The organism is Streptomyces sp. NPDC056738 (assembly GCF_042790435.1).
In the GTDB taxonomy this organism is placed as follows: Bacteria; Actinomycetota; Actinomycetes; order Streptomycetales; family Streptomycetaceae; genus Streptomyces.
This window is the reverse complement of record NZ_JBHTZF010000004.1, coordinates 429,637-451,997: the sequence shown is the minus strand read 5'-3', so window position 1 is coordinate 451,997 and position 22,361 is coordinate 429,637. Positions and strand designations below refer to the sequence as shown.

20 protein-coding genes are annotated in these 22,361 nt (G+C 72.6%); 5 read left to right on the top strand and 15 right to left on the bottom strand.

The features are described 5' to 3' along the window. Positions 1-153 precede the first annotated feature (153 nt). The 9 genes from ACFRIC_RS13105 to ACFRIC_RS13065 form a co-directional block, all read right to left on the bottom strand. The gene (locus ACFRIC_RS13105) at positions 154-567 is read right to left on the bottom strand and encodes a DUF3151 domain-containing protein (protein ID WP_382783758.1); all 414 of its coding nucleotides are present in this window, start codon (positions 565-567) and stop codon (positions 154-156) included. 106 nt (positions 568-673) lie between these two features. Continuing rightward, the gene (locus ACFRIC_RS13100; RefSeq protein ID WP_382783755.1) at positions 674-2,254 is read right to left on the bottom strand and encodes an MFS transporter; all 1,581 of its coding nucleotides are present in this window, start codon (positions 2,252-2,254) and stop codon (positions 674-676) included. 103 nt (positions 2,255-2,357) lie between these two features. Further along, positions 2,358-3,380 (bottom strand): class II fructose-bisphosphate aldolase, encoded by a 1,023-nt coding sequence (gene fbaA, locus ACFRIC_RS13095; RefSeq protein WP_361685384.1) that lies wholly within the window; start codon positions 3,378-3,380, stop codon positions 2,358-2,360. 187 nt (positions 3,381-3,567) lie between these two features. Continuing rightward, positions 3,568-4,116: an orotate phosphoribosyltransferase gene (gene pyrE / locus ACFRIC_RS13090; protein WP_382783752.1), complete on the bottom strand. Its 549-nt coding sequence runs from the start codon at positions 4,114-4,116 to the stop codon at positions 3,568-3,570. Between the two features lie 10 nt (positions 4,117-4,126). Continuing rightward, a complete protein-coding gene (locus ACFRIC_RS13085; RefSeq protein WP_382783749.1) occupies positions 4,127-4,921 on the bottom strand; it encodes an aldose 1-epimerase in 795 nt (264 codons plus the stop codon). Positions 4,922-5,016: 95 nt separating this feature from the next. Continuing rightward, positions 5,017-6,186: a carbon monoxide dehydrogenase gene (locus tag ACFRIC_RS13080; RefSeq protein WP_382783746.1), complete on the bottom strand. Its 1,170-nt coding sequence runs from the start codon at positions 6,184-6,186 to the stop codon at positions 5,017-5,019. 66 nt (positions 6,187-6,252) lie between these two features. Further along, on the bottom strand, positions 6,253-7,902 hold the full coding sequence (locus ACFRIC_RS13075) for a polyamine aminopropyltransferase (protein WP_382783743.1): 1,650 nt from the start codon (positions 7,900-7,902) through the stop codon (positions 6,253-6,255). A gap of 125 nt (positions 7,903-8,027) precedes the next feature. Then, complete coding sequence (locus ACFRIC_RS13070) at positions 8,028-8,558, bottom strand: DUF2617 family protein (RefSeq protein WP_382783740.1); 531 nt, start codon at positions 8,556-8,558, stop codon at positions 8,028-8,030. A 371-nt stretch (positions 8,559-8,929) separates the two neighbouring features. Further along, positions 8,930-9,220 (bottom strand): hypothetical protein, encoded by a 291-nt coding sequence (locus tag ACFRIC_RS13065; protein WP_382783737.1) that lies wholly within the window; start codon positions 9,218-9,220, stop codon positions 8,930-8,932. Positions 9,221-9,511: 291 nt separating this feature from the next. Here ACFRIC_RS13065 and ACFRIC_RS13060 point away from each other — a divergent pair, with 291 nt between their 5' ends. Together ACFRIC_RS13060 and ACFRIC_RS13055 are read left to right on the top strand one after the other, a co-directional pair. Further along, a complete protein-coding gene (locus ACFRIC_RS13060) occupies positions 9,512-10,291 on the top strand; it encodes a VOC family protein (RefSeq protein ID WP_382783734.1) in 780 nt (259 codons plus the stop codon). A 97-nt stretch (positions 10,292-10,388) separates the two neighbouring features. Next, a complete protein-coding gene (locus tag ACFRIC_RS13055; RefSeq protein WP_382783731.1) occupies positions 10,389-11,612 on the top strand; it encodes a pyridoxal phosphate-dependent aminotransferase in 1,224 nt (407 codons plus the stop codon). 60 nt (positions 11,613-11,672) lie between these two features. On the opposite strand, the gene ACFRIC_RS13050 is transcribed toward ACFRIC_RS13055, so the two are convergent. Next, positions 11,673-13,532: a hypothetical protein gene (locus ACFRIC_RS13050; protein WP_382783728.1), complete on the bottom strand. Its 1,860-nt coding sequence runs from the start codon at positions 13,530-13,532 to the stop codon at positions 11,673-11,675. 292 nt (positions 13,533-13,824) lie between these two features. On the opposite strand from ACFRIC_RS13050, the gene ACFRIC_RS13045 reads away from it, so the two are divergent. After that, positions 13,825-15,042: a hypothetical protein gene (locus tag ACFRIC_RS13045; protein ID WP_382783725.1), complete on the top strand. Its 1,218-nt coding sequence runs from the start codon at positions 13,825-13,827 to the stop codon at positions 15,040-15,042. 62 nt (positions 15,043-15,104) lie between these two features. Here ACFRIC_RS13045 and ACFRIC_RS13040 read toward each other — a convergent pair whose 3' ends face one another. Together ACFRIC_RS13040 and clpB are read right to left on the bottom strand one after the other, a co-directional pair. Beyond that, positions 15,105-15,638 (bottom strand): YbjN domain-containing protein, encoded by a 534-nt coding sequence (locus ACFRIC_RS13040; protein ID WP_382783722.1) that lies wholly within the window; start codon positions 15,636-15,638, stop codon positions 15,105-15,107. Positions 15,639-15,822: 184 nt separating this feature from the next. After that, entirely contained in the window at positions 15,823-18,435 is a 2,613-nt protein-coding gene (gene clpB / locus ACFRIC_RS13035) for an ATP-dependent chaperone ClpB (protein WP_382783720.1), read from the bottom strand. 129 nt (positions 18,436-18,564) lie between these two features. Here clpB and ACFRIC_RS13030 point away from each other — a divergent pair, with 129 nt between their 5' ends. Continuing rightward, entirely contained in the window at positions 18,565-18,978 is a 414-nt protein-coding gene (locus tag ACFRIC_RS13030; RefSeq protein ID WP_382783717.1) for a pyridoxamine 5'-phosphate oxidase family protein, read from the top strand. 161 nt (positions 18,979-19,139) lie between these two features. On the opposite strand, the gene ACFRIC_RS13025 is transcribed toward ACFRIC_RS13030, so the two are convergent. Beyond that, complete coding sequence (locus tag ACFRIC_RS13025; RefSeq protein ID WP_037614653.1) at positions 19,140-19,475, bottom strand: hypothetical protein; 336 nt, start codon at positions 19,473-19,475, stop codon at positions 19,140-19,142. Continuing rightward, positions 19,472-19,684 (bottom strand): hypothetical protein, encoded by a 213-nt coding sequence (locus ACFRIC_RS13020; RefSeq protein WP_382783714.1) that lies wholly within the window; start codon positions 19,682-19,684, stop codon positions 19,472-19,474. Before ACFRIC_RS13020 ends, ACFRIC_RS13025 begins: the two co-directional genes overlap by 4 nt. Before the next feature lie 266 nt (positions 19,685-19,950). On the opposite strand from ACFRIC_RS13020, the gene ACFRIC_RS13015 reads away from it, so the two are divergent. Further along, positions 19,951-20,943: a helix-turn-helix transcriptional regulator gene (locus ACFRIC_RS13015; RefSeq protein ID WP_382783712.1), complete on the top strand. Its 993-nt coding sequence runs from the start codon at positions 19,951-19,953 to the stop codon at positions 20,941-20,943. Positions 20,944-21,011: 68 nt separating this feature from the next. Here the strand turns inward: ACFRIC_RS13015 and ACFRIC_RS13010 are convergent, their stop codons facing one another. Then, positions 21,012-22,079: a LuxR C-terminal-related transcriptional regulator gene (locus tag ACFRIC_RS13010; protein WP_382783709.1), complete on the bottom strand. Its 1,068-nt coding sequence runs from the start codon at positions 22,077-22,079 to the stop codon at positions 21,012-21,014. Positions 22,080-22,361 lie beyond the last annotated feature (282 nt).

Genomic DNA, 22,361 nt, shown 5'->3' with positions numbered 1-22,361 from the left:
TAGCGGTCCGCCCCTGCCGTTACCGACACGGGGGCCCCGGTCCCCACCGGGCATCCTCCACAATCGTCCCCCGAAACCGCAAGGTCCGCCCGGTCACACCGGGCGGACCCGCGCCGGGGGCCCCGCGGACGGGGCCACCGGCGGGATTCCGGCCTAGCCGAGGGTCTGGGCCGCCGTCGGCGAGGAGTCCTTCAGGAACTGGCTGCAGCGCTCGTACTCCTCCTGCTCGCCGATCGCCTGCGCGGCGCGGGCGAGGGCGTGCAAGGCGCGCAGGAAGCCGCGGTTCGGCTCGTGCTCCCAGGGCACCGGGCCGTGGCCCTTCCAGCCGTTGCGGCGCAGCGCGTCCAGGCCGCGGTGGTAGCCGGTACGGGCGTAGGCGTACGACTCGACGACGCCGCCCCGCTCGAACGCGTCGTCGGCGAGCTGCGCCCAGGCGAGCGAGGAGGTGGGGTACTTCGCGGCGACGTCGGTGGGGGCCGTGCCGTTCGCGAGGAGCTCGCGCGGCTCCGGGTCGTCGGGCAGACGGGTCGGGGGCGGTCCCCCGAGGAGGTTCTCGTGAATCGTCATGGGTTCCAGTCTGCTGCATTCTCCGTGATCGTCGACGGTCGCCCACGGCGGCGGGGGAACGATCCGCTCCGGACGCGGGCCCCGGACGGGCGCCGGCCGGACGTGTTCACGCCACGCGGTCGGAGCCGGGTGGGTCGCCCCCGAGGACGCCCCGGGAGCGCTCCGGCTCCAGCGGGGGTGCCGTCAGGGAACCGTGCCTGCGGCACTCGGGGCGCAGACAGCCCGGCGGCGGGCGGCGCACCGTCGTGAAGGCCAGCACCGCGCCGACCACCAGCACGCCCGCGCACAGCGGCATCGCCCGGCGGAACGCCGCGTCGAAGGCGTCCGCCGAGCGGTACGCCTCCGGTCCCATCCCGGTCAGCAGCGGCAGCGCCGCCACGGCGACGAGCCCGGCCGCGCGGGCCGCCGCGTTGTTGATCCCGCTGGCCAGGCCCGCCCGCCCGGTGTCCACCGAGGCCAGGACGGTCGCGGTCAGCGGCGCCACCAGGGTCACCATGCCGAGGCCCATCACCAGCAGCGCGGGCAGCACGTCGGCCACGTACGACGCGTCCTCGCCGACGCGCAGCATCAGCAGCATGCCCGCCGCGCACAGCAGCGGCCCGACCGTCAGCGGGATGCGCGGTCCGATGCGCTGGGAGAGTTCGCCGGAGCGGGCGGAGAAGAGCAGCATCAGGGCCGTGGTCGGCAGGAGTGCCGTGCCGGCCTGGAGCGCCGAGTAGCCGGCCACGACCTGGAGCTGGAGCGCGGTCAGGAAGAAGAACCCGCCGAAGGCCGCGTAGACGCACAGGGTCACCAGGTTGACGGCCGTGAACTGGCGCGAGGCGAAGATGTCGAGCGGCATCATCGGATCGGGCCGCCGCCGCTCGACGTACACGAAGGCCACCCCCGCCGCCACGCCCGCGACCGCGGCGACCGGCACCAGCACGGAACCGCTCGGGGCCTCGATCAGGGCGTACGTCACCAGGGCGAGCGAGAGCGCGCCGAGGACGGCGCCGAGGACGTCGAAGCCTCGGTGGGCGGCACCTCCCCCGCTCCCGGCCCCGTCCGGGCGGGCGGTCGACCCGGTGGATTCCGGCACGTGGCGCAGGGCGACCGGGGTGCACACCAGCGCGACGGGAATGTTCAGCAGGAACACCCAGCGCCAGCCCGGCCCGTCCACCAGCCAGCCGCCCAGGAACGGCCCGACGGCGGCCCCGACTCCCCCGAAGCCCGACCACAGGCCGATGGCGCGGGACCGGTCGTCCGGATGGAAGGAGGCCTGGATGATCGCCAGCGAACCGGGGGTGAGCAGCGCCCCGCCGACACCCTGGAGGACGCGGGCCGCGATCAGCACGTCCACGTTCGGCGCGAGCCCGCACAGCAGTGAGGCGGCGGCGAACCACACCACGCCGAGGACGAAGATCCTCCGGCGCCCGAACCGGTCCCCGAGCGAGCCGCCCAGCAGGATCAGCCCGGCCAGCGAGAGCATGTAGCCGTTCACGGTCCACTGGAGGGCGGCGAGGCTCGCGTCCAGGTCACGGCCGATGGTCGGCAGGGCCACGTTGACGACGGTCGAGTCCAGCAGGGCCATGCTGGAGCCGAGGACGGTGGTCAGCAGGATCCACTTCCCCGTCGGGGAGGCGATCCGCACCGCGGGTCCACTCGCCGCGGGTCTGCCGTCCGATGCGTCGCGCGCAGGCACAGCCATACCTCGGAGCATACGGAAGGGCCCGGCACCATGGCAGGTGCCGGGCCCTTCCGAGGGGACGATCGACAGGCGGCCGTACGGCCGGCGGACGGTCCCCGGTCGACTACTTGAGGCGGGTGCCCGTGGAACGCAGGGCGGCGCAGGCCTCGGTCACGCGCTGGGCCATGCCGGCCTCGGCGAGCTTGCCCCAGGTGCGCGGGTCGTACTTCGACTTGGTGCCGACCTCGCCGTCGACCTTCAGGACACCGTCGTAGTTGCGGAACATGTGGTCCACGACCGGACGGGTGAAGGCGTACTGGGTGTCGGTGTCGAGGTTCATCTTCACGACGCCGTTCTCCAGCGCGGTGGCGATCTCCTCGGCGGTGGAGCCGGAGCCGCCGTGGAAGACGAAGTCGAACGGGCTCGCCTTGCCGTACTTGGCGGCGACACCCTCCTGGAGGTCCTTGAGGAGCTCGGGGCGCAGGACGACGTTGCCCGGCTTGTACACACCGTGCACGTTGCCGAACGAGGCGGCGAGCAGGTAGCGGCCCTTGTCGCCCAGGCCGAGGGCCTCGGCGGTGCGCAGCGCGTCCTCGACGGTCGTGTACAGCTCGTCGTTGATCTCGTGGCTGACGCCGTCCTCCTCGCCACCGGTCGGGGTGATCTCGACCTCGAGGATGATCTTCGCGGCGACGGCCTTGGCGAGCAGCTCCTGGCCGATGGCCAGGTTGTCGGCGAGGGTCTCGGCGGAGCCGTCCCACATGTGGGACTGGAACAGCGGGTTCTCGCCCTTGGCGACGCGCGCGGCGGAGATGTCGAGCAGCGGACGTACGTAGCCGTCCAGCTTGTCCTTGGGGCAGTGGTCCGTGTGCAGCGCGACCGTGATGTCGTACTTCGCGGCGACGATGTGCGCGAACTCGGCGAGCGCGACGGCGCCGGTCACCATGTCCTTGTTGTGCTGACCGCCCAGGAACTCCGCACCACCGGTGGAGATCTGGATGATGCCGTCGCTCTCGGCCTCCGCGAAGCCGCGCAGCGCAGCGTGCAGGGTCTGGGACGAGGTCACGTTGATGGCCGGGTAGGCGAACTTGCCTGCCTTCGCCCGGTCGAGCATCTCGTTGTAGACCTCGGGGGTTGCGATGGGCATCTGTCCGCTCCTTGTATGTGCGGGTCTGCGTACTGCTGCTGCGGTACGACGGGACTGGTGCTTATGGCCCTGACCTAGGGGGGGCGACGTCATCGTCGGCCCCATCTTTCCAGACGCCGCCGGTGAGATAGGACACCCCGTCCGACATGCGGGACCCGGCGTTCGGCCGGGTCCCGTGAGAGCGTCGTCAGTCGAGTCCCAACTCGCCCTTGGCGTAGGCGAAGAGGTACGGAACACCGGCGCCGGCCTCGATCTTCTCGGCCGCGCCGGTGGCACGGTCGACGATCGTGGCGACGCCGACGACCTCGGCCCCGGCCTCGCGGACGGCCTGGACGGCCTCCAGCGGGGAGCCGCCGGTCGTCGAGGTGTCCTCGACCACGAGGACGCGGCGGCCCTTGATCTCGGGACCCTCGACACGGCGCTGCAGACCGTGCGCCTTGGCGGCCTTGCGGACGACGAACGCGTCCAGCCTGCGGCCCTGGGCGGCGGCGGCGTGCAGCATCGCGCCGGCGACCGGGTCGGCGCCCATCGTCAGCCCGCCGACCGCGTCGAAGTCCAGGCCTTCGGTGAGGTCGAGGAGGACCTGCCCGACGAGCGGGGCGGCCTCGCCGTCCAGCGTGATCCGGCGCAGGTCCACGTAGTAGTCGGCCTCAAGACCCGAGGAGAGGGTCACCTTGCCGTGCACCACGGCCTTGTCCTTGATCTGCTGCAGCAGCTCGCCGCGTACGTCACTCATGGGGGCCAGCTTAGAGGCGCCGCCAGCTCCAGGTCGTGGTGGCTTCGAGGGGCTCGATGGGTGTGACCAGCCGGGGGTGGGTGTTGAGCCCGTTCGGCGGACCCGTCTGCGGCTCCACGCACACGGCGGCCTCCTGCTCGTCGTAGACGACGACCCACTGCTCACGGCTCGCGACCTTCAGCTCCAGTCGCTCCGGCCAGGTAAGGGTGACGTCGACGCCCTCCGGCATGCCGAAGCAGTCGTCCCAGGGGCCGGGCGCCGGGTCGACGCGGCGGCCGGTGGGCAGGTGGTCGTCGCCCCGCTCCTCCTGCCAGGCCGGCTGGAAGTCCACCCGGACGTCGTCGCCGCCGTCCCCCAGGTTCCTGTTGAACCAGGGATGCCAGCCGATCTGCGCCGGGAACGACTCCCCGTACGTCTCCACCGACATGGTGATCGCCAGGCTGTCCCCGGTGAGGGCGAACGCCTGGGTGACGCGGGCGGGGTGCGGCCAGGGCTCGATCAGGTCGTACGTGATCACGGCCTCGTCCGCGGTGACGCGGGCCCTCTTCCAGGCGCCGTCGCGGGCGGTGCCGTGGATGGCGTGCGGCGGGGAGTTGAGCGGCATCTGCCGGACGGTGGCGCCGTCGAGGAACCGGCCGTCGCGGATCCGTCCGCACCAGGGGACCATCGGGAAGCACCCGAACTTCGCGCCCTGCCGCAGCAGTTCGACGCCGCCGACCCACAGACTCCCGACCCGTCCGCCGTTGCCCGGCGTCACGGTCACCTCCGCGTCACCCGCGGTCAGCGTGATGTCTTCGTTACTCACGGAGCCGACCCTACTGGGGCGGGAGCACCGTGTGATTCCCCCGCCCTCGTCACCGGCGGGAGCGCGGCGCGGTTCCCGCCGCCGTCGTCACCGGCTCAACGGCGCTTGCGCAGGGCCCGGGTGAGCGCGATCGCCGAGGCCAGCGCCAGGGCCGCCGCGGGGGCCGCCCAGCGCAGGGTGGCGCGTGCGGCGGTGGCCTCCGGCGGGGGGACGGGGGCGTAGCGGCCGCGCGGCGGGGCGTGGTCGACCTCCTCCGCGCTGCGCCCGATCATCGTCCGCCGCGCGTGCGCCGCCTCGGCCATCGCGTCCGCCCTCCCCGGTCCCGCGGTCTCCGCCGCGAAGTCCTCCCCGTCGAACTCGTCCTCCTCGCCCACGGGGCCGAGCGAGGAGGAGGCCACGTCGGCCTCGAATCCGGGCTCGGAGTCGGCCTCGAATCCAGGCTCGCCCTCGGAGTCGAACCCGGACTCGGAATCGACCTCGGCTCCGGACCCGGCGTCGGGGAAGGACCCCGGTCCGGCATCGGACGCCGGTTCGTCGCCTTCGGGCACGGGTCCGGATTCGGCGGGCGCCGGTTCGCCTTCGGGCACGGGCTCTTCGGCGGGTGCCGTTCCGGCCTCGGGATCGGGGCCGACCTCGGGGGCCGGCGTGGGCCCGGGCGCGGCCTCGGCTCCCGGCCCAGGGCCGGGCTCGGAGCCGGAGCCGGAGTCGGGGGCGGAGCCGGAGCCGGGGGCGGGTTGTGCCGCGAGGTCCGATGTCACGGCTTCGGCGAAGCGGGTCAGCAGGCGCGTGCCCGTCGAGGCCACGGCGTCGTGCGGGAGTTCCGCCACGCGGCCGTCGCCGGAGGCCGTCCCCCCGAACGCGAGGGTGGTGCCGCCTTCGGCGGGAAGAAGCCGCAGGATCAGCGCCAGCTTCACCGCACCGCCGCCGCGCACCTCGGTCGCGTCGCCCTCGACGGCGTACGAACCGTCGCCGCGGGCGGAGACACGGAACGCTCCGCGATAGGTGATCGTGTGACCGGCGACGCGGACCTTCAGCCGCCCGGCGACCCGCGCGTCCCGCCCGTCCCCGGCACCCGAGGACCCGTCCGCGCCGGCCCGCCCGGCCCCGGGGACGGACGGCGAGCCGCCGTCCGCGTCGGCCGCGCCGTCGGCACCGGCCGACGCGTCCTGCTGGAGACCCGGGATCGCGCGGGCGACCCGGACGGGATCGGCCAGCAGCTCGCGCAGCCGCCCGGCCGGAAACGGAACGAACACCTCATGCTCCATGTCAGCCGAGCCTACCCAGCACGAACCGGACCGCACCCGCGTATCCCGGGATTCCCGGACTCCCCCTCAGTCGGGGTACCGCGGATGCACCAGCGTGGACGGCGGGAGCGGACGGTGACCGCGACTGCGGGAGGCGGCGCGCGCGTCCGCGGTGAGGGCCGCCTGGGTGAGGGTGCGCAGCCGCGGGCAGGAGGAGTCCAGCCGCAGGGGCGCGGGCGCCCGGGAGGCGAGGATGAAACCCCAGTCGCCCGCGGCCCCCGGGACCCGGTCGGCGCGGCGGCCGGGCCGGGCCGCGGGGCCTGCGTCCCGGCCGCCGACCCGGTACGCCCTGGTGGACAGGCCCGCCGCCCGGATCGTCGCGTCGACCGTCCAGAACGCCCGGTGCCGGTCGGCCAGCGGCCCGGCGTGGACCACGAGACGCCCGCCGGGCGCGAGCACGCGGCGGGCGAGGCCGTAGAACTCCTGCGAGTACAGCTTGGTGGCGGCGGTGACGCAGGGGTCGGGCAGATCCGAGACGACGACGTCGTACGTCGACCGGGCGAAGCGCAGCCGGCTGAAGGCGTCCGCCGTCACCTCGTGGACCCGCGGGTCGTCGTACACGTGATCGTTGAGGGCGGACAGCGCGGCGTCGTGGCGCGCGAGCCGGACCACGTCCGCGTCGGGTTCGACGATGTCGACGCGGCGCACACCGGTGTGGCGCAGCACCTCACGGGCGGCGAGCCCGTCGCCGCCGCCGAGGATGAGCACGCGCGCGTGCGGTCCGTTCATCGCGGGGTGGACGAGCGCCTCGTGGTAGCGGCGCTCGTCGCGGCCGCTGAAGCGCAGCCGGCCGTCGAGGAAGAAGCGGAGCGGACGCCCGTGGGAACCTCCGGTGAGGACGGCGTCCTGGACGCCGCTGCGGAGCGCGACACGGGCGTCCGCCCCGTACAGGGCGTGCCGCGCGGCCCGTTCGAAGTCGTCGACCAGTATCGCGGCCGAGGCGAGGAGGCCGAGCACGACGACGTTGGCGACGAGGAGGGTCCAGCGCGCGCGGCGGGTCAGGTCGCCCCGGAACAGTCCGAGTACGAGGGCGCCCCCGGCGATCACGTTGACCGTTCCGGTCAGCAGCGCGCCGGAGAGCTGGCCAAGCAGGGGCAGCAGCAGGAAGGGGAAGGCGAGGCCGCCGAACAGGGCGCCCACGTAGTCCGCCGCGAACAGGTCCGCGACCGCGCCGCCGGGGTCCTGGCGGCGGATGCGCTGTATCAGCTCCATGAGCAGCGGGACCTCGGCGCCGATGAGCAGGCCGATGGTGAGGGCGAAGACCACCAGCAGACAGCGGGGTCCGTCGGCCCACAGGCCGCCCCAGCCGCCCGTCCAGGCGAACACCGCGTACAGGGCCATGGCGCTGCATCCGCCGACCAGGGCGAGCAACGCCTCGACGGCGCCGAAACCGGCCGCGGCGCGCGGGCGCAGCCGCTTCGCCGCGAGGGAGCCGACGCCCATGGCGAACACCATGACGGAGAGCACCACGGACGCCTGGGTGACCGAGTCGCCGATCAAGTACGAGGCGAGGGCGACGAGTTCGAGTTCGTACACGAGTCCGCAGGCCGCGCAGACGAACACACCCGCGAGGACGAGGAACCTGCCGATGCCCGGGCGGACGGGCAGCCGCGCCTGGCCCTGGACGCCCCAGGGCGGCGGCGCGCCGGGTGGGGCTGGCGCGTGCGGTTCGATCACCCCGTGAACGCTACGTCACGCCGCCACCACGTCTCGTCACCCACACGTGTGGAAACCCTTGCTCTTCCTGGTGTACGGAGTTGACCTGGGCATCTTCCCGGCAGGGCGCGCGCGAACCCTCGCCGTCAGACGCCGGACGCGCTGAGGGCTTCGGTCCGTACGCCGACTCGCGTACGTGTCGCGACCAACTGGCCGTCCTGCGGGTACGCGTGCCACGTACGCCAGTGGACCTGGCCCTCATGCCGCTGGGCGAGCATCGCCGTGAACGCGTGCGGGCTGCCGGGGAAGACACCGGCGAGGCCCTGGGGGTGGCCGGAGACGAGGGCCAGCAACTCCTGGGCGCGGCCCGCGAAGGAGCCGGGGGACAGGATCTCGACGCGCGCCGCGAACTCGTACTCCCAGTCGCCGAACCTCTTCGCGACGCCGAGCGGCAGGGGTGTGCTGCTGCCGGCGATACAGGCGACGGTCTCCGAACAACTGCCCCGCTCCTCCTCCAGAAGGACCTGGTGGGACGCGCCGAGGAGTCTCAACTGGAGTTTCGCGTCGTCCAGTTCGAGATCGAGGGTGGCGAGGGCCGGCAGCGGTTCGCGGCCCAGCGCCCAGGCGAGGTCGGCCGCGCGCGTGTCGGTGTACGAGGTTTTCAGGGTCGTGAGCATGGGTCGGCTCCGCTAGCACGCAAAGGTGAGGTGGGGTTCCTGCGCACCCGGTCAACACCGGGGGAACGGCCAGGTCAGCCCGGCCGGAAGGGCATCCGGCGGAAGCGTCCGATAAGACCGTCCGATGGACTTCCGAGGCCTGTCGGCCCAGGGCTGCTTGGTGATGTACCAGGGCCGCTTTGGTGGTTTAGAGGGAATCATGAACTGTGCTGCCGCCACAGCGTTTTTACCCAACTTCGTGGGGTTTCCATCCCCCCGAGGGCTCCACAGCTCAACTGTTCAACGACGACGTGCGCCCGGCGCGCGAACGCGCCCGCCGGCCGTGGTCGGCCGACGGGCGCGTTCCGCTGCCGGAGCTCGGCTGCCCCGTGTCAGCTGCCTCCGCCGCAACCGCCCCCGCCGCACGAGGACCCGCCTCCGCAGGACGAGCCTCCGCACGACGAGTGCCCCCCGCAGGAGTGACCCCCGCCGCCGTGGTGGCCGCCCGACGAGCCGGACGAGCAGGAGGACGCGGCACCACCCGCACCACCCGCCCACCAACTGCTGTCGCCGCCACCGCCGCTCCGGGAGGAGCGCCTCTTCTTCCTGCCGCTCTTGCCCCCGCCGACGGCCCCCATGATCACAACGAGCAGGACGACCGCCAGGATGATGCCGATGACCATGGCGTCACCCTCCTTCCGTTCCCCCGAAGCGGCCCCCCGTGGGCCGTGTCTCTCGGTTCCAGCCTTGCGTGCCAGGGGGATGCCCCCACGCTTCCCGGCCCAAAGCAGAGTTGAGCAACTTCTGAGGGTCCATCACGCGAAACGGCCCATGACCTGCACGGACGATCAGATCTGCGGCCGTCGGCGCGTCGGTGTCCCCCCTTCGCGTTGGCGTGTCGGACGGTCGGTGCCGGTGAGCGGCGCAAGAGTGGCGAGGGACACCCACGAGGACACCCGTCCGAAGGAGCGCGCATGCCCGAAGTCACCACCCCGTACGCGACCGGCACCCCGTGCTGGGTCGATCTGATGGCGAAGGACCAGCGGGCCGCACTGGACTTCTACGCCGACCTGCTCGGCTGGGCCGGGCAGCCGGGCCCGGCCGAGTTCGGCGGGTACGCAGTCTGTGAGCTCAACGGCAAGGCCGTGGCGGGCATCGGCCCGGCGATGGCCCCGGAGGGTGCGCCCGAGCCGCCGACCGTCTGGACCAGCTACCTGGCCAGCACCGACGCCCAGGCCACCCAGGACGCGATCGTCTCCGCCGGCGGCACCCTGATCGCTCCGGTCATGGACGTCGGCGACCTGGGCCGGATGCTGATCGCCGCCGACCCGCAGGGCGCGGTCTTCGGCGTCTGGCAGCCCGGCGAGTTCTTCGGCGCCCAGGTGGTCAACGAGGCCGGCGCGCTGACCTGGAACGAACTGCACACCAGCGACGTCCTGGCCGCCACCGCCTTCTACGGCGAGGCGTTCGGCATCGAGATCGAGCCGCTGGAGGGCGCCGACAGCTACTGGCAACTGACGGTCGGCGGCCGGGCGGTCGGCGGCGTCACCCTCCTCGCCAACGACCCGCCCGGCACGCCCGCGCACTGGCTGACCTACTTCGCCGTCGACGACACCGACTCCACCGTCGACGCCCTGGTCAAGCGCGGCGGCACCGTGCTGGTCCCGCCGTTCGACATGATGGCCGGCCGGATGTCGGTGGTCGCCGACCCGCAGGGCGCCCCGTTCGCCCTCATCAAGCCCCAGCCGCTGTAGACCGTCCGGCGGGGACTCCGGCCGCTTCGTCCCGCCCACTCGCGGAGGTGGGCGGGCACGGCACATGAGTTGAGGAACTCCGGAGCTTGGGCGCAGGATGGCGGCCATGACCTCCAGTGCGCGCCCCTTCCTGAACCGTCGGCTCGCCGAGTTCGGGACGACGATCTTCGCCGAGATGTCCGCCCTCGCGATGAGCACCGGCTCGATCAACCTCGGACAGGGCTTCCCCGACACCGACGGTCCCGAGGAGATCCGGGAGGCGGCCGTCCGCGCGCTGCGGGACGGCCGCGGCAACCAGTACCCGCCGGGCCCGGGCGTCCCCGAGCTGCGCACCGCGATCGCCGCGCACCAGAAACGCCACTACGGCCTGTCGTACGACCCCGACACCGAGGTGCTGGTCACGGCGGGCGCCACCGAGGCGATCGCCGCCGCGCTGCTCGCGCTCCTGGAACCCGGCGACGAGGTGATCGCGCTGGAGCCGTACTACGACTCGTACGCGGCCTCGATCGCCATGGCGGGCGGGACACGCGTCCCCGTGACGCTGCGCCCCGACGAGACCGGCGACGACGAGGACGGCGGGAACGGCGGGCGGCGGTTCCGGCTCGACCTCGACGAGCTGCGCGACGCGGTCACCGAGCGGACCCGGCTGCTGCTGATCAACACCCCGCACAACCCGACCGGCACCGTCCTGACGCGCGCGGAGCTGACGGAGATCGCGCGGATCGCCGTCGAACGGGATCTGCTCGTGGTGACGGACGAGGTCTACGAACACCTCGTCTTCGACGACGCCGAGCACGTGCCCCTGGCGACGCTGCCGGGGATGCGCGAGCGGACGGTGACCATCGGCAGCGCGGGCAAGACGTTCTCGTTCACCGGCTGGAAGGTGGGCTGGGTGACCGCGTCCCCGGCCCTGGTCGCCGCCGTACGGTCGGCGAAGCAGTTCCTGACGTACGTGGCGTCGGGTCCGTTCCAGTACGCCGTCGCCGAGGCGCTCGCGCTGCCGGACGCGTACTTCGAGGACTTCCGCGCGGACATGCTGCGCAAGCGGGACGTGCTGGCGGCGGGTCTCGCCGAGGCGGGCTTCGCCGTCTTCCGGCCGCGGGGGACGTACTTCATCACCACCGACATCCGCCCGCTCGGCGAGACGGACGGCTTCGCGTTCTGCCGCGCCCTGCCGGACCGCGCGGGCGTCGTGGCCATCCCCAACGCGGTCTTCTACGACCACCGCGAGGCGGGCGCCCCGTTCGTGAGGTTCGCGTTCTGCAAGCGGGACGAGGTCCTTCAGGAAGCCGCCGGGCGACTGCGTCGTCTGGCGTCCTGAACTCCGGCCGGCCCGGGACGGGGGACCTGGGCCGGTCCGGCCCCGGGCGGCTCGTACGCGTCAGTGGAGTGCCCAGGCCAGGGCCACGGTGGCGGTGAGGGTGAGCAGGGCGGGGCCGAGGGGGAGGCCGCGGGCTCGGCGGGAGGCCGGCTCGGTGGGGCGCAGTTCGGGGTGGTGGCGCAGGGCGTTGACCTCCTGGGCCATGCGGGCGTAGGAGGGTTCAAGGCCGAAGCGGCGTTCCAGGTTCGGTACTCCGACGCCGGGCAGCCGCCACTCGGTGCCGTCCGGGAGCCTTGTCTCCACGCTCCCTTCCTTGGTGCACCGGACCGGCCGCAGACCGTCCCACGGCACGTGTCGCACCTTCCACCCGCCGGTCAGCCACAGCCCCGAACCGTCCGCGGTGACACGCCAGTTCAGCAGCACCGCGGCGATCCCGACCCACGTCAGCAGGCAGAGCAGGAAGAAGACCTCCCGCACGCCGATCCCGTCCGTCACCAGGGTGCGGGTGTCGAGGGCCACGCCCGCGATCGTGGTCAGGGCCAGGGCCGCGCCGCCGGTGCGCGCCAGGGGGCCGGGGCCCCAGCTCAGCGGGCGTCCGGTCGTGACCAGCGTCGCGGGGACCGGCGTGGCGGCGGCGTGGGCCTCGGCGCCCTCGGTGTCCGGCTCCAGGTGCGGGGCGCGTCCCGGTCCCCTTCCGGGATACGGCATCCGGACGGAGCCGCTCGTACGCAGGACCGCCGGTTCGCCGTCCCGGAACGTCGTGACGAGCAGCAACTCGCCTCCGTCACAAGGAGCGCCGTACAGGACGGCCTCGCGCGGCCGTACGGCCGCCGAGAACGGGTCCTCCCGGTCGTCCCGCTGCTTCGGGATCACCTCGTGCGTACCGGGAGCGGGAGCGTCGGCGACGAAACTCGCGCCCAGGACGGGCAGACGCGCGGCGGTGTCGTCGCCCGCGTGGATCCAGACCAGGCCGTCGTCGTCCACGCGTTCCACGACCCGCAGGACCGGAACCGGCCCCCGGCGCAGCGCGGCGGCCCGGCGGCGGGCGAGCAGACCGGTGACGAGGAGGGAGAGCCCGGGCAGGCCGGCGGCCAGCACCCCGAGCTGCGGGCCCGTCGCGTCGTACGGCTCGGACGCCAGGCGCCGCCACGAGCCGTCCTCCAGCACGGTCAGAGCGGAGCCGGGTCGATGGTCCTCCGGGTAGAGCGAGTCGAGCGTCAGCCGCCGGCCGTCGTCGGTACGGACCCGGACCGACTCGTCGTCGCGGCCGACCACCTTCGCCACCGTTCGGGCCGCGCGGTCCGCGTGCCGCTCGTCGTCCCGGACGCCGGAGAGTCCCTGCGCCACGAAGAACGCGGCGACGGCGACGAGGACCAGTCCGGCCGCGATCGGGATCGTTCCGCGGCGCAGGGGCGCGAGGGGTCCGGGAAGCGGGTGCCGTACGCCCGCGGCGCCCTCCACCAGGTCGCGCTGCCGGCGCCGGGCGGCGAGACGTTCGCGGGCGGCGGCCCAGCCGAAGGCCAGGGCGCCGAGGACGCAGAGGTTCGCGGCGAGGGAGTCCGGGCCCGCGTCCGGCAGTTCCAGCCGGGCCACGACGACCGCCAGCGCCGGGGCCGCGACCAGCGTCAGCTCCGGCAGCCGGGCGAGCCAGTACAGCAGACCGACGGCCAATCCCATCTCCACCATGCCCGGCCAGTCCGCACCGCAGGGCGCGGCATCGGTGCAGGGCGGTTCCGGCGCCGCCGCGATCGCCCAGGCGACGGTGATCAGCAGCGCCAGGACGGACCAGAGGGGGCGGGCCCAGGAGGCATGCCGGAGGCGCGACCACCGGGCCGCCTCCTCGGCGGACCACAAGGGTGCGCCCGCGGGAGCGGAGCGGGACGGCATCGGGGCCGGTATCGGGGCCGGGGTCTGTGACACGCGAGGATTATGCGGCACCGCCGCCCACGCGCCCCTGCCCGGTGGCGGCAAGGATCCGGGCCTGGAGCTGCCCGAGGACGACAGCTCCGGAACCGCCGGAGGACGCCAACTCCGGAACCACCCGAGAACAGCAGCTCCCGAACCACCCGAGGGCAGCCGTTCAAAAGGGCCGGCCCCGCCGCTAGCACCGCCCGCACCCCCCGCGCGGGCGGCGCGCCGGAGGCCCCGCAACGGAACCCGCACGGACGATCAAAGCTCGCGAATACCCCGTACGGAACGCACAGTTCGGGGTGTGACCCACCCGACCACCCTCGCTCGCCCCGCTCCCCCGGAGTCCGGCGACCGTGCCGTCCGGCCCTCCCGTTCCTCCCGCTCCTCCCGCGCCGCGCGCCGTCTGCCGTCCGCCGCGATCACGGCGCTCGGGGTGTTCGCGGCCGCGCGCCTGGCCGGACTCCTCGTGCTCGCCGGGACCGCCTGGGCCACCGGCAGGCACCCGGTCGCCCTGCTCGCCCGGTCCTGGGACTCGGCCTGGTACCTGGGGATCGCCGCGCACGGTTACGGCAGGACGCTCTACTTCCATCCCACCGTGATCCACAGCGACCTCGCGTTCTTCCCGCTCTACCCGGCCCTCGTACGGGCCGTCACCACGCTGACACCGCTGACCGGGGGCTCGGCGGGCCTGCTGGTCTCCTGGACCGCGGCGGCCGTCGCCGCGTGCGGGGTGTACGCGATCGGGGCCCGGCTGCACGGCCGGGCGGTCGGTACGGCGCTGGTGCTGCTGTGGGGCCTGCTGCCGCACTCCGTGGTGCTGTCGATGGCGTACACCGAGCCCGTACTGACCGCGTTCGCCGCCTGGTCGCTGTACGCGGTGCTCGACCGGCGCTGGCTGTGGGCCGGCTCGCTGGCCGCGCTCGCGGGGCTGGCCAGGCCGAACGGCTTCGCGGTGGCCGCGGCGGTCCTCGTGGCAGCGGCGTACGAGATCTGGCGCAGCCGCGGAAAAGTTTCCCACAGGGTGTGGACGGGCGCCGCGCTCGCGCCGGTGGGCTGGACCGGCTACGTGCTGTGGGTGGGCCACCGCGAGGGCGACCGGCTGCGCGGCTACTTCCAGGTCCAGCGGCTGTGGGGCTCGCGCTTCGACCTCGGCGAGGGGTCGCTCCACTTCGTCAAGCACCTGCTGCTGCACGGCGACCGGTTCGTGTTCCCGATGACCATGGTGATCGTCGCCGCGGCCGTGCTCCTGTACCTGCTGCTGATCGCGGACCGCGCGCCCCTGCCGCTGCTCGTGTACGGCGGCGTCCTGCTGCTCATCGCGGTGGGCGGCTCGGGGTTCTTCGAGTCGAAGCCGCGCTTCCTGCTCCCGGCGTTCCCGCTGCTGCTGCCCCTGGCCCGCGCCCTGGTGCGAACGGCGAGAGCCCGGCCCTGGCACGCGACCTTGGTGGTCGGTGCCCTGGCCGGGCTCTCGTTCGCCTACGGCGCCTATCTGGTCGTGATCGCGCACACCCCGCTCTAGGGCGTGGCCCAGGGGTCGGTGCGCGCGGCGGACCGGCGGCGCCGCTGGGAGGGAGGACGGGCCTACTCTTCCTCGTCGTCCCCGGGCTTGTCCGTCTCGTTGATCTCCTGCTCCAGGCCGAGCTGCTCGACGAGCCACTTGTCGAACTCGATCGCGGCGCGGACCCAGCTCACCGTGGAGGACACGAAGTGCTCCAGGCTGACGCCGGTGCCGATCAGCATCTGCGCCTCGCCGATCAGGCGGACGGTGCCGTCGTCGTGGGTGTGGCTGTAGACCTTGGGCCACAGCGTGCGACGGTTCCAGTCGTCGATCGACTCGAGGAGCGCGGGCTTCTCCTCGAGCTGGTGCGGCCGGTCGTAGAACGTCCGCACCGAGAAGACCTGCTGGTCACCCTCGCCGCGGAACATGAAGTACGTACGGAACTCCTCCCACGGCGCCGCGAGGTCACCCTCGTCGTCGACGACGTACTTCAGCTCCATCTGCTCCAGGAGCTGCTTCACGAGGTCCTGATCCGGGACCACGGGGCCGGCGGGGCCGCCGGGCTGCGGCTCGGGCTGGCCCCCGAAATTCGGAATCGAGGACGGGTCGATGCTCACCGTGTATTTCCCTTCGTACGGATGCTGCCATCCTCTCTCATGCGGGGCGGGGAGTGGCAACCTCTGGCGGGGCCTGTCCGCCGGGGGCTGACAAGATCCGGTCACGTACGGGCATCGGCGCGGCAAAGGGGGAGGGCCCGCGGCGGTGTGCCGCGGGCCCTCCCCCGCCGGATCCGGGTGGCGGTTACAACGTCTTGCCCGTGGCCGGGCCCACGATCAGGCCGTCGCCGAAGGCGTCCACGCGGACGGTGTCGCCGTCCTTGACCTCGCCGGCCAGGATCTCCTTGGCCAGCCGGTCGCCGATGGCGGTCTGGACGAGGCGCCGCAGCGGGCGCGCCCCGTACGCCGGATCGTTGCCCTCCTCGGCGAGCCAGGCCAGCGCCGCGTCGGTGACCTCCAGGGTGAGCCGCCGCTCGGCGAGCCGCTTCGCCAGGGAGTCGATCTGGAGCCTGGCGATGCGCTCCAGCTCCTGCTGGTCGAGGGCGGAGAAGACGACGAGGTCGTCCAGCCGGTTCAGGAACTCCGGCTTGAAGGACGCCCGGACGACCTCCAGGACCTGCCGCTTGCGCTCCTCGTCGGAGGCCGACGGATCGGCGAGGCTCTGCCCGCTCAGGAACTGGCTGCCGAGGTTCGAGGTGAGGATCAGGATGGTGTTGCGGAAGTCGACCGTGCGGCCCTGACCGTCCGTCAGCCGCCCGTCGTCCAGCACCTGGAGCAGGATGTCGAAGACCTCCGGGTGCGCCTTCTCCACCTCGTCGAGCAGGATCACGCTGTACGGGCGGCGGCGCACCGCCTCGGTGAGCTGACCGCCCTCCTCGTAGCCGACGTACCCGGGAGGCGCGCCGACCAGCCGGGCCACGCTGTGCTTCTCGCCGTACTCCGACATGTCGATGCGGACCATCGCCCGCTCGTCGTCGAAGAGGAAGTCGGCCAGCGCCTTCGCGAGTTCGGTCTTGCCGACGCCGGTGGGGCCGAGAAAGAGGAAGGAGCCGGTGGGCCGGTCCGGGTCGGCGATCCCGGCGCGGGTGCGCCGCACGGCGTCGGACACCGCCCCCACGGCCTCGGTCTGGCCGATCAGCCGGCGGCCCAGCTCCGCCTCCATGCGCAGCAGCTTCTGCGTCTCGCCCTCCAGGAGGCGGCCGGCGGGGATACCGGTCCAGGCGCCGACGACGTCCGCGATGTCGTCCGGCCCGACCTCCTCCTTCACCATGGTGTCCTTGGAGACCTCCTCCTCGGCCTGGGAGGCTTCCTCCAAGTCCCGCTCCAGCGTGGGGATCTCGCCGTAGAGCAGCTTGGAGGCGGTGTCGAAGTCGCCGTCGCGCTGGGCGCGTTCGGCCTGGCCGCGCAGTTCGTCGAGCTTCTCCTTCAGCTCACCGACGCGGTTGAGGGACTGCTTCTCCTTCTCCCAGCGGGCGTTGAGACCGCGCAGCTCCTCCTCCTTGTCGGCGAGGTCGCGGCGCAGCCGCTCCAGCCGCTCCCTGCTGGCGGCGTCCGTCTCCTTGCCGATGGCCAGCTCCTCCATCTTGAGCCGGTCGACGACGCGCTGGAGCTCGTCGATCTCGACCGGGGAGGAGTCGATCTCCATGCGCAGCCGTGAGGCCGCCTCGTCGACGAGGTCGATGGCCTTGTCGGGGAGGAAGCGGGAGGTGATGTAGCGGTCGGACAGGCTCGCGGCGGCCACCAGGGCCGAGTCGGCGATCTGGACCTTGTGGTGCGCCTCGTAGCGTCCCTTGAGTCCGCGCAGGATCGCGATGGTGTCCTCGACCGTCGGCTCGGCGACCAGCACCTGCTGGAAGCGCCGCTCCAGCGCCGGGTCCTTCTCGATCCGCTCGCGGTACTCGTCGAGGGTCGTGGCGCCGACCATGCGCAGCTCGCCGCGGGCGAGCATGGGCTTGAGCATGTTGCCGGCGTCCATGGCGGAGTCGCCGCCCGCTCCGGCGCCGACGACGGTGTGCAGCTCGTCGATGAAGGTGATGATCTGCCCGTCGGAGTCCTTGATCTCCGCGAGCACGGTCTTCAGGCGCTCCTCGAACTCGCCCCGGTACTTCGCGCCCGCCACCATCGCGCCCAGGTCGAGCGAGACGAGCCGCTTGTTCTTCAGGGACTCGGGGACGTCGCCCTTCACGATCCGCTGGGCGAGCCCCTCGACGACGGCGGTCTTGCCGACGCCGGGCTCGCCGATGAGGACGGGGTTGTTCTTGGTGCGGCGGGACAGGACCTGCACCACCCGGCGGATCTCGTGGTCCCGGCCGATGACGGGGTCGAGCCTGCCCTCGCGGGCCGCGGCGGTGAAGTCCGTGCCGAACTTTTCGAGCGCCTTGTACTGGCCCTCGGGATCCGCGGTCGTCACCCGGCGCCCTCCCCGTGTCTTCTGGAACGCGTCCAGCAGCTTCTTCGCACTGGCCCCCTGCTGGGAGAGTACGTCGGCGATCGCCCCGCCCTTCGCGGCGATGCCGATGAGCAGGTGCTCGGTGGAGATGAACTCGTCGCCCAGGTCCTTGGCGCGCTCGGCGGCGTCGGCGATGACCGCGAGGGTCTCGCGGTTCGGCTGCGGGGGCGCGACGGTGGAGCCGGTCACGCTGGGCAGGCCGGCGAGCACGCGTTCGGTGCCGGAGCGGACCGACGCCTGATCGGCGTCCACGGCCGCCAGCAGATCGATGAGGTTCTCGTTGTCCTGCCCCTCGAGCAGAGCGAGCAGCAGGTGGGCGGGGGTGAGGTCCGGGTGCCCCTCCCGTACCGCGCGGTTGCTGGCCGCGTTGATCGCGTCCCGGCTCCTGTTGGTCAGCTCGGCGTCCACGTTCGCGTTCTCCTCCTCCTGGTCCCTGACCGTTCCCTGACTCGTCCAGCGTACACAAAGTTGAGTCTATTCCACTCAAGGCTGCAAGGACGGGAAATCGGACGCCCACCAGGCGTAGATTCAGGCCTCATGGCTTCCTATCCGGTGGACCCGCGGCAGCCCGACGCCGCCTACCTGAGCTTCTGGCGCGAGCGCCACCTGTGCACCCTGACCACCTCGCGGCCCGACGGAAGCCCGCACGTGGTGCCCGTCGGCGTTACATACGACCCCGAGGCCGGTCTCGCTCGGGTCATCACGAACAAGTCGAGCAGGAAGGTGGCCCACGTCCTGGCGGCCGGGCCGGACGGGGCGCGGGTGGCGGTCTGCCAGGTGGACGGCGCGCGCTGGGCGACGCTGGAGGGGCGGGCGCGGGTCACCGCGGACCCGGAGCGCGTCGCGGAGGCGGTGCGGCGCTACGCGGAGCGCTACGAGCGCATGCCGTCGCCGAACCCGTCCCGGGTGGCGATCGAGATCGAACTCACGGCGGCGATGGGCCGCGGATGAGACCGCCGACAGGCGTCCGGCGGCCGACGGCGGCCCGGGACCGGACGGGCCGAAACCCGGAGATTTCCCCGGAAACTGCAGCGGCGTCACCGTGTTCAGGTCACGGTGACGCCGCTGCGGGGGGAAGTACCTGCGCGATCTACTACGACGGGGGAATCGCGTCAGGCACTGCGGGGGGTGGCTGCGATGGTCTCGACGTCCGGGACGTCGGGTCCGGTGAGCTGGTGGTCACGCTGATCGAGGTTGACGAAGATCATTCCATACCGGATGGCGCACCGGACGGGCTGCGGCGCCCCCCGAGGCCGCCGCAGACACCGGTAGGCCCGTACGTCCTCGTCGTCGTCGCGGGTGACGACGACGGGCTCTCCGAAGACGGTCACCATCAGCGAGTCGCCGCTGTAGGGGATGGCGGTGACCAGGTCGATGAAGTGCCAGCCGGACCGGTAGGCCGTGGCCATCTCCCGGCGGAAGGAGCGGTCGTCGGGAGGAATGCTCATGCTTCTGCGCTCGCGGAGATGATCGTCCAGCCGCTGTCGCCCAGAGCCGTGGCCTCGGCACTGTTCCAGCCACTGTCCGCCGGGGTCAGTTTCACGCTGTCCCAGCCGCTGTCGCCCGGGAGCGCCGCGGCCTCGATGTCGGTCCAGCCGCTGTCGCCCGGCACGGCCTCGGCGGCGGTCCAGCCGCTGTCCGCCATGGTCGCCTTCACGCTGGTCCAACCGCTGTCCGGGCCGGCCCAGGTCCGGGCACCCCCGGCATCAAGACCCGAGGCTCCCAGGGAGCCGGACGCCACAGCGACAGAGAAGACTGCGGCAAGCACTGAACCAAGCAATCTCGCTCGCATAGTCGGCTTCGTCCTCACTTGATGGAATCTTCTCCCCCGTCGTCACAAGACGATGGCTCATTCAGGCACGTCAATGCCACAGCAGCGATGCATCATGTTCCTGCACGTTCAGGACCCTGGGGGGTGGAGATTTGCCCACAAACAACTCACAACCGACACATCCCCACGCTGTCACCACGTTGTGTGACGAAGGAACACGCCTTTACGCCAGTGCGTTGCACTCCGGCCGCATCACGCGGGTCGAAGTGGAAACAGCCCCTTGCCTCTTGGAGTTCGCGCTGCTTCATCCCGACCCCGACGACGAGAAGTGGCTGCGCCCCGTCCCGCCGTCGGTCGCGCTCGCCCAGCGCCTGCAGCCCCTGGAACGGGAGATCCAGGAACGCCGCCGGCTCGCGATCGAACTGACCGACTCCTTCGACCCGTTCATCGCGATCAGCACGCAGAGCACCGCGAGTATCCACGCCATCACCGTCCTGGAGGGATTCGACCGCATCAACGCGGCACTCAATTCGGCCACCGCCGAGTGCCAGACGGAGATGCTGACGATCCAGCCGGGCGGCGGCCGGCCCGCCGACGCGCTGATGCAGGCACTGGAGCGCGACCGGCCGCTGACCGACCGCGGGGTGCGCATCCGCACGCTCTACCAGCACACCGCGCGGCACAGCCAGGGGACGCTCGCGTACGTGGAGCGCATATCCGGGGGCAGGATCCAGGTCCGCACCCTGGAGGAACTCATCGAGCGGCTGATCGTCATCGACCGGACCGTCGCCTTCATCCCGGCCAGCGACGACCGGCGGGTCGCCCTCGAACTCCGCCACCCCGGGCTGGTGCTGTACCTGAGCAAGGTCTTCGAGCAGCTCTGGCAGCGGGCGGTCCCGCTGACCGAGGACGTCCCGAACGACGTCGGGCCCAACGGCATCACCGGCGTCCAGCGCTCGATCGCGAAACTGCTCATCGAGGGGCACGTCGACGAGGCCATCGCCCGCCGCCTCGGCATGAACGTCCGCACCTGCCGCGCCCACATCGCCAAGCTGGCCTCCGCCCTCGGCAGCGGGAGCCGGGCCCAACTCGGCTTCCTGATCGCGCAGTCGGGGCTCCTGGACCAGCCCGAGGGAGGGGAGTGACCCCGGCCGGCGGCAGGGCGTCCGACGGGGCCGGCCGGGCTGTGGTGGCCGTTCCCTGACCGCGGCCCTCAACGGCCGGTCGGGGAACCGCGGTCGGGCACGGCGGGGGCCTTCGGGGCGGCGGCCTCGGCGACGGCCACCGGTTCGGGGCCGGGGGAACGCTGCGGCCCGTCCAGACCCGCCTGGGCGATCCGCACGCCCAACTGCGTCCGGCTCGCGGCGCCCAGCGTCTCCGACAGCCGGGCGATGTGCGCCCGGCAGGTCCGCACGCTGATGCCCAGGCGCTCCGCGACCACCGCGTCCTGATGCCCCTCGGCCAGCAGCGCCGCGATGGAGCGCTCCCGGTGGGTGATGCCCTCGATGCCCGTCGACGGCATGGGCGAGGTCAGCGGGATCGCCAGGCGCCACAGCCGCTCGAAGACCGTCACCAGGTAGTCCACCAGCGCCGGGTGGCGCAGCTCCAGCGCGATCGTGCGGTCCGGGTTGGCGGGGATGAACGCGACCGTTCGGTCGAAGAGGATGAGCCGCTCCACGACCTCGTCGAGGGTACGGGCCTCGGCGGCGTCGCCCATCAACTCCATGTAGTTCAGCAGGCCTTGGCCGTGCCGGGCCACGTGGGTGTACAGATCGCGCATCCGCACCCCGCGCCGGCGCATCTCCTGCGCCCGGTGCAGCCCTTCGACGAGTTCGTCCTCGCGCCGGATGCCGCCCGGCTGCACGGTCAGGACCTCGCGGGTGCACTCCTCGGTGGCCTTGTCCATGGCCGCGTGGATCCGCGGCAGCCCGTCGAGGACCCGGATCGCCACACCTTCGGCCGGTGCCCGTACCCGGCCGCCGAGCCCCGCGTACCACTCGAAGGCCGACACCGCGTCGCCCACCCGGGCCTGGCTCGCGCTGACTTCCTCGTACACACCGCGCAGGAGCCGGTTCATGACCTCCTGGGGCGAGGTCGGCACCAGCCAGCCCATGTCGTCCGGATCAGGGTGCAGCAGCGCCAGTTCCAGCAGGCAGGGCACCGACTCGGCGTCCTCGCGGGGCACCCGGCCCCGCCGCACGGCCCGGGAGTACACCCGGTCGCCCGCGTCGCACAGCCGGTCAGCGCCGTGCGGATGCCTGTCCGTCCCGTGCCCGGCCATCTCCCACCCCTGGCTCCAGCTCCAACCCCTGGCGTGAGCCCCGCGTCAGGGCGTCCTCCGCAGCGCAACTATGCGCGGACGCGTCCTGCATCGCAACAAGGCTGCGCGGCCGAGGAGCGTCCGTTCGCCCCGGCTCGCCCGCATAAATCCGGACCTCCGCCGGGGCCCTTGCAACAAGCTGAAGGCACCGGCCGCCCGCCCTCCCGAAGCCCTTCCCGAACCGCGGCGCCGACACCCCACCTCCTCCCCCGGAGAACCCAACTCGGTTCACGGCAAGGAGAC

Coding starts and splice junctions, on each gene's coding strand:
- fbaA (WP_361685384.1), bottom strand. CDS start 3,380: ATGCCCATCGCAACCCCCGAGGTCTACAACGAGATGCTCGACCGGGCG.
- ACFRIC_RS13010 (WP_382783709.1), bottom strand. CDS start 22,079: ATGGCCGGGCACGGGACGGACAGGCATCCGCACGGCGCTGACCGGCTG.
- ACFRIC_RS13060 (WP_382783734.1), top strand. CDS start 9,512: ATGCCCGAAGTCACCACCCCGTACGCGACCGGCACCCCGTGCTGGGTC.
- pyrE (WP_382783752.1), bottom strand. CDS start 4,116: ATGAGTGACGTACGCGGCGAGCTGCTGCAGCAGATCAAGGACAAGGCC.
- ACFRIC_RS13030 (WP_382783717.1), top strand. CDS start 18,565: ATGGCTTCCTATCCGGTGGACCCGCGGCAGCCCGACGCCGCCTACCTG.
- ACFRIC_RS13100 (WP_382783755.1), bottom strand. CDS start 2,254: ATGGCTGTGCCTGCGCGCGACGCATCGGACGGCAGACCCGCGGCGAGT.
- ACFRIC_RS13025 (WP_037614653.1), bottom strand. CDS start 19,475: ATGAGCATTCCTCCCGACGACCGCTCCTTCCGCCGGGAGATGGCCACG.
- ACFRIC_RS13070 (WP_382783740.1), bottom strand. CDS start 8,558: ATGCTCACGACCCTGAAAACCTCGTACACCGACACGCGCGCGGCCGAC.
- ACFRIC_RS13055 (WP_382783731.1), top strand. CDS start 10,389: ATGGCGGCCATGACCTCCAGTGCGCGCCCCTTCCTGAACCGTCGGCTC.
- ACFRIC_RS13105 (WP_382783758.1), bottom strand. CDS start 567: ATGACGATTCACGAGAACCTCCTCGGGGGACCGCCCCCGACCCGTCTG.
- ACFRIC_RS13080 (WP_382783746.1), bottom strand. CDS start 6,186: ATGGAGCATGAGGTGTTCGTTCCGTTTCCGGCCGGGCGGCTGCGCGAG.
- ACFRIC_RS13065 (WP_382783737.1), bottom strand. CDS start 9,220: ATGGTCATCGGCATCATCCTGGCGGTCGTCCTGCTCGTTGTGATCATG.